The organism is Halalkalibacterium halodurans (assembly GCF_004376175.1).
Lineage (GTDB): Bacteria > Bacillota > Bacilli > Bacillales > Bacillaceae_D > Halalkalibacterium > Halalkalibacterium halodurans.
In genome coordinates, this window is the sequence record NZ_SNUY01000031.1 from 37,921 (window position 1) to 44,843 (window position 6,923).

Here is a 6,923-nt window from a genome sequence, read left to right on the forward strand (position 1 = left end):
TCGCAAATCCTACAACGAAAGCCTCCGATTTCTTAATACGAAGTCAAACTTCAGTAAAAAAAGAACGAGAGATAAGAAGGAGAGAGCTATGTCCATACACGGTAAAACATTTGTCACAAAGGCTAAGCATATGCTTCACGGCGGGGATTACAACCCCGATCAATGGTTAGATAGGCCAGATATTTTAGCAGACGATCTTCACTTGATGAAGCTGTCCCATACAAACACCTTTTCAGTCGGTATTTTTGCATGGAGCACACTAGAACCCGAAGAAGGAGTTTATCATTTTGAATGGCTTGATGACATCTTTGAAAACATCCATAAAATCGGTGGAAACATTATTTTAGCGACACCAAGCGGGGCTCGACCAGCTTGGCTATCGCAAAAATATCCTGAGGTGCTTCGCGTCGATGAAAATCGTGTCAAACAGCTTCATGGCGGACGCCACAACCATTGCTTTACCTCTGAAGTGTATCGAAAAAAAACACAGCAGATCAATCGCTTGCTCGCAGAAAGGTATGGAAACCATCCAGCCCTCTTAATGTGGCACATTTCGAACGAATATAGCGGCGAATGCCACTGCGAAAAATGCCAAGAAGCGTTTAGAGATTGGCTTAAATCAACGTATAACAACGATTTAAATTCGTTAAACAAGGCTTGGTGGACCTCGTTTTGGAGTCACACTTATACCGACTGGTCACAAATTGAATCCCCCTCTCCAATCGGAGAGAAGGGGGTGCACGGTTTAAACTTAGATTGGCGGCGCTTTGTTACAGACCAAACGATCTCCTTTTTTGAAAATGAAATTGTCCCGTTGAAGGAGCTTACGCCAGAGATTCCAATTACGACTAACTTTATGGCGGATACATTTGATCTTATTCCTTTTCAAGCCCTTGATTACAGCAAGTTTGCCAAACACCTCGATGTCATTAGCTGGGATGCTTATCCTGCATGGCATAACGATTGGGAAAGCACCGCTGATTTGGCGATGAAGGTCGGCTTTATTAACGACTTATATCGCAGCCTAAAACAACAACCGTTTTTGTTAATGGAATCAACGCCAAGTAAAGTCAATTGGCATGACGTCAATAAGGCAAAACGCCCTGGAATGCATTTGCTTTCTTCGATGCAAATGATTGCCCATGGCTCGGACAGCATTTTGTATTTCCAGTGGCGGAAATCCCGAGGTTCTTCGGAAAAATTCCACGGAGCTGTCGTTGATCATGATAACAGTCTGAATAATCGGGTGTTGCAAGATGTCACTGAAGTTGGGAAAACATTAGAAAATTTAGCACCAGTCGTCGGTACGAACCGCACCTCTGAAGTAGCCATCTTGTTTGATTGGGAAAACCATTGGGCCCTCGGGGATGCCCAAGGGTTTGGGATGAAATCAAAAAGGTACCCACAAACGCTGCAGCAACACTACCGTACGTTCTGGGAACGTGATATTCCAGTCGATGTCATTACGAAGGAGCAGAATTTCTCCGCATATCGATTGCTCATTGTTCCTATGCTCTATTTAGCCAGCGAAGAGACGATCGCCCGTTTAAAGACGTATGTGGCAAACGGGGGTACGCTTGTGATGACTTATATTAGCGGGATCGTGAACGAACATGATTTGACCTATACAGGCGGTTGGCCAAAGGACTTACAAGACATTTTCGGGATGAAACCACTCGAAACCGATACGTTGTATCCGAGTGATCGAAATTATGTCACCTACCAAGATAAAACGTACCCGATAAAAGATTACGCCACCATTATTGAGCTTGAATCAGCCCAAGCGGAAGGATTGTATAAAGAAGACTTTTATGCAAAGCTTCCAGCCGTTACGAGCCACTCTTACAAAGGTGGAAAAGCATACTACATTGGCGCTCGGCTAGACGATGAGTTCCATCGTGATTTTTATAGTCGTCTCATGACTGATTTATCTCTAACATCCGTTCTACCAGTGAATCATGGTCCAGGTGTTTCTGTGCAAGCAAGGCGAGATACCGTAACCGACTATGTGTTCGTCATGAATTTTACCGAAGAAAAGCAAACGGTTACTATTCAATCTGAAGTACAGGATCTAGTAACGAAAGAAAACATACCTGCTGAATTTACGTTAAAGCCCTATGAAGTGAAGATCCTTGTCCATTCTAAATCTAACAAATAGCCCTTAGAAGAGCACCTTAAACTGGGCGTGCTCTTCCTGTTTAAAATGTAAGCGTTTACTAGAGAAAGATTGAAATGAAAGGTGAGGAGGACATGTTAAGCAAACAGACGATCACATGGATCGCCCTTATGTTCGCAATCGTTGTCATTCTTAGTAGCACATTCACTGGCCTTATGTTCAAGCCAATCGCCAAAGCATCCAGCAGCCCTAATCATGTAACGAATGGTGGATTTGAAATAGACTTTTGGGAAGATAGCTCGTGGACCATTGAGCATTTGCCTGATGAGATCGATATCCATCATTTTGCCTATGCAGATGATCCGTGGATCACAGCTGATGAAGGAGAACACGCCCTTAACTTTTGGATAAGAGACACAGCGACTGGATCTCAATCGTTCACCATAAAGCAAACAACTTCTGAATTAAGAGCAGGCACGTATGAGCTAACGGTCCGAGCGATGGGAGGTTCTAATGAGGAGGCAGGAGCGATCCAATTGATTGCCGAAGATGAGACGACTTCAGCCGTTACGACGACAGGCTACAACGAGTGGCAAACGATTACGTTGCCACTTGAAGTAGATGAACAATCAACAATTGAAGTTGGAGCCATTATAACAGGAACACCTAGTGCATGGGGCTATCTCGATCAATTCTCCTTAACATTAGTTGAGGAGCAAGGAGGTAATGATGTGATCCCAGATCCAGTTGAGGCTGATATTTTCGTTGAGAGAGTAGACGGAATCCCTGACGATTTTATGAAAGGAGTTGACATTTCAAGCATCATCGCCTTAGAGCAAAGTGGTGTGACCTTTCATGATGAACACGGGAATGTTCAAGACATTTTTCAAACGTTACAAGGGGCAGGAGTCAATTACATTCGCATCCGCATTTGGAACGATCCATACGATTCCAATGGAAATGGTTATGGCGGTGGAAATAATGACCTTGAAAAAGCTATTGAAATGGGTAAACGAGCAACGAAAAATGGAATGAGAGTACTTGCAAACTTCCATTATTCCGACTTTTGGGCCGATCCAGCCAAGCAAAAGCCCCCGAAAGCATGGGAGGCGTTAAGTTTCGGAGACAAGAAACAAGCGCTCTATGAATTTACAAAAGAAAGTGTAGAGACGATGTTGGATGAAGGCATCGATATAGGGATGGTTCAAGTCGGTAACGAAACGACGAACGCCTTTGTCGGGGAGACAAACTGGGAAAGAATGAGCGAGTTATTCAATGAAGGAAGTCGCGCCGTAAGAGAGGTAGATGAGACGATTTTAGTGGCCCTTCATTTTACAAATCCGGAGACCCCAGGTCGATATGAGACGATTGCCCAACGATTAAACGAATACAATGTTGACTATGATGTGTTTGCAAGCTCCTATTATCCGTTTTGGCACGGGACATTAAACAATTTATCGACTGTTTTATCCCATGTAGCTGACACGTACGACAAACTCGTCATGGTTGCAGAAACCTCTTATACGTATACGCGCGAGGATGGCGACGGACATGCAAACACAGCGCCGAGCTCCGGTCAAACATTAAATTATCCGATCACCGTTCAAGGCCAAGCGACAGCTGTTCGTGATGTTATTGAAGCCGTTGTAAACGTAGGCAAATCGGGAATAGGCGTCTTTTACTGGGAACCTGCGTGGATTCCCGTCGGTCCACCTGAAAACATTGAACAAAACAAACAGTTATGGGAAAGAGACGGCTCCGGCTGGGCGACAAGTTATGCGGCCGCATACGATCCAGAGGATGCAGGTCAGTGGTACGGCGGAAGTGCTGTCGACAACCAAGCGCTGTTTGATTTTCAAGGTTATCCATTACCTTCCTTACATGTGTTCAACTATGTAGAAACCGGAACGATCTCTCCAGTAAAAATCGATGAAATTAAAGATGTCTATCTTACCGTTTTTGTAGGCGAAGCCGTGACATTACCTGAAACAGTAGAGGTGCGCTATAACAACGGAGCAACTGGGACAATGAACGTCACATGGGATGGCAAAGCATTGGCAGAGGCGTTGGCGAGTGGAGCGGGATCGTATGTAATCGAGGGGATTGTCGAAGAAGGCTCAGCAGTAAGAGCCCACCTGCAAATCGTCCAGCAAAACTACGTTCGCAATCCAAGCTTTGAAGAGAATGATCGAAGCATGTGGAAAATATCTTATGAGAACGGAACATCACCACATACAAACTATCAAAACAAACCATCCGATGCAAAAACAGGAGACTATTCGTTGCACTTTTACTCGCCCGAGACTGTCGACTTTACGGTAAAGCAAACAATTACTGATTTAGAGCCAGGCTATTATACGCTGTCGATGTTTATCCAAGGCGGAGATGCCCATGATTCGGATATGTTCCTATTTGCAGAGACAAGCAGCGAACAATTTAAAACGTCCACATCTGTGAACGGCTGGGTAAATTGGCACAATCCTGAAATATCGGAAATTCTTATCCTAGATGGTACGATTACGATCGGTGCGAAAATTCAAGCGAACGGCGGGGCGTGGGGAACGTTAGATGACTTTGCCTTATATCGGATAGGGGACGTGGAAGAAGAGAAGTTGCCGCCAACGAAGGAGCCTATCCGTGGAAAAGAGCCAGCAAAAAACAATACGGATCATGACGACAATCTTAATTCGACAGAAGAAAAGGAACAGCAGCTTCCTAGTCCCGAAAATAAGAACGATAACAGGAATCCTTTGAAGAACAAGGAGCTATTAAATCAAAAAAATACCGATGGGAAATCGCCTACAGATGGGAAAGAAGGAGGACTTTTACCGAATACAGCAACGAATCATTTCGCCTACATCCTTGTCGGCTTGCTTCTCCTTTTAGCCGGTAGCACTGTTCTCCTCTTAAAGAAGTAAAGTGCCATTGGGTAAAAAAAGAAGACATTTGACGAGCGAACGATTTTTAACTAAAATGAAGATACTTTATGAAAAGGAGGTGGGTTAGGTGAATCGAACTGGTAAAGGCGTGACGTTTATTCAAGACTATTTATGGATCCGTCGTGCTATTTTTTCCCACGTGTCTAATCAACGGGATACGTATGCCCTTTTGCACACACTTAAATAGGGAAAAATACCAGGAAGAGACATCTACCCACAAACGACTAATTTAAAGATGGTGGAGAAAGCTCTGCCATCTTTTTTTGCATTCATAAATGAGTGTCTCTTCCCTTATGGTAGTGTCAAAACTTCTATGAAAACCTTATTTGGATCTAACACTACTACCATTTATTAGGTGGAAAGGCCGCGCTATCGCTCTTGACAAACACGCCAATGGCTTATTCAGAGGTCAATCCAGGGCGAAGGGAACAAACGTAGGCATGCCCAATAACCCTTGACTTTTTCCTTTTTAAACCATTGTCAAGTTCGGTTTGTCAAGAGTTCGCTTCGCCGATAGCTGACTAGGGCTCAGCTAAACAAAAGTTAGGCTGACTGTTGTTGAATCCAGTCGTGAGCTAATCCAATAAGGGCTGTCCACCTCGCTGGCATGGTTGGTAGCTTTTCTAATTCTGGAATTGTTACTGGCACTTTCCCTTCGAGTGAAGAATGTGGACGTAAGAAGTTAAAGTAAGCCACAAACAATGTCACAAAAGAAACAGATCCTTGTTCAGAACCAAAGCCGTGCGTCGATCGATAATTCCCTTTAAACGTGCGATTTAGTCTCTCGATGATTTGCTTGAGAGGTCGATACTCTCTAGAGACATCGTCTTCTTTTGTTAGCCCGATGACCTGTTTTACGTCAAACGATATGTGGTTCTCTGCGAAGAAATGCTGTGCCAACAAGTAAATAGGGTTACCATCTACTACAAATTGTAGGTTTTCTGGTATTTCTTTCAGTTTCACTAGTACTTCATCAATCGCTCGTATCGCTGTTGCGGTGTCGCGATTTGGTGATACTGGATACGAAAGAATGACTTTCTTGACCGCATCAAAAAAGAAGAACAGGTAATGCCAACGACCGTTGACCCGGATGTACGTTTCATCCCCACAGAATTGATCCGAGAGCTCATACGGAAAGTAGTCAATATAAGGCTTAAGCCATAACGCGACGCTGTTTTCGTAGTTTAGGATACTTTGATGGGAGACAGACACGCCGTGAATATCCTTCATGATCGCGGCCGTTTTACGGGCCGATAATCCGTAATTGACATGGTACGTCAAGATGAGCCCAAGTGTATGCGGTGAAACATACAATCTTGATAAATCGACTTTTGGCTTCTTTTTTGAATGATTAGATAACGTTTGATAGTAGAAGTGTAAATTCAGGTAAATGAAGCGAACTTTCATCGATTGAGGATCTTCTTTAAACTTTTTTTTCTGTTTTTTGGTCATGGCATTCAAGTTCTATTGATAATAAGAACAACGATCATTATTACAATTAAAAACTTGAAAATATTTACGTTCTTTAAATTTTTATAGCGTTTTAAGACAGTGAGGACACTTAAGGATGGCCTCTTTCTGATAACGACTCTTTTTATTGAAAACACACGCACACTCCTTACATTGATATTGTCCTTTTCCTCCGTTGTTTGCGTACAAATACGCAGAAGGAGCACCACACTTAGGACAACACAATGCAGAAGGTACGGGCGTAGAATTGGCTCGACGGCGTACTGGTTTTAACGGTTTTCCTTTTGATTGAAGGTGTTCCGCTAATAAAAGCTGATAATCGAGCTTTTCTACCTTTTCAATGATAGGTAAATCATCAATTTGAAGCTTTCGATAAGGCTGATTAACAGGAGCTTCTT

General features: G+C 43.3%; 2 protein-coding genes and 1 pseudogene. 2 read left to right on the forward strand and 1 reads right to left on the reverse strand.

The features are described from left to right. The first annotated feature begins 88 nt into the window (after positions 1-88). Both E2L07_RS11455 and E2L07_RS11460 read left to right on the forward strand, forming a co-directional pair. Positions 89-2,158, forward strand: coding sequence for a beta-galactosidase (locus tag E2L07_RS11455; RefSeq protein WP_134229623.1), 2,070 nt, complete (start codon positions 89-91; stop codon positions 2,156-2,158). A 92-nt stretch (positions 2,159-2,250) separates the two neighbouring features. Continuing rightward, a complete protein-coding gene (locus E2L07_RS11460; protein ID WP_134229624.1) occupies positions 2,251-5,034 on the forward strand; it encodes a glycosyl hydrolase 53 family protein in 2,784 nt (927 codons plus the stop codon). 564 nt (positions 5,035-5,598) lie between these two features. Here E2L07_RS11460 and E2L07_RS11465 read toward each other — a convergent pair. Further along, positions 5,599-6,923, reverse strand: a pseudogene (locus E2L07_RS11465) (IS6 family transposase); the annotation flags it as partial.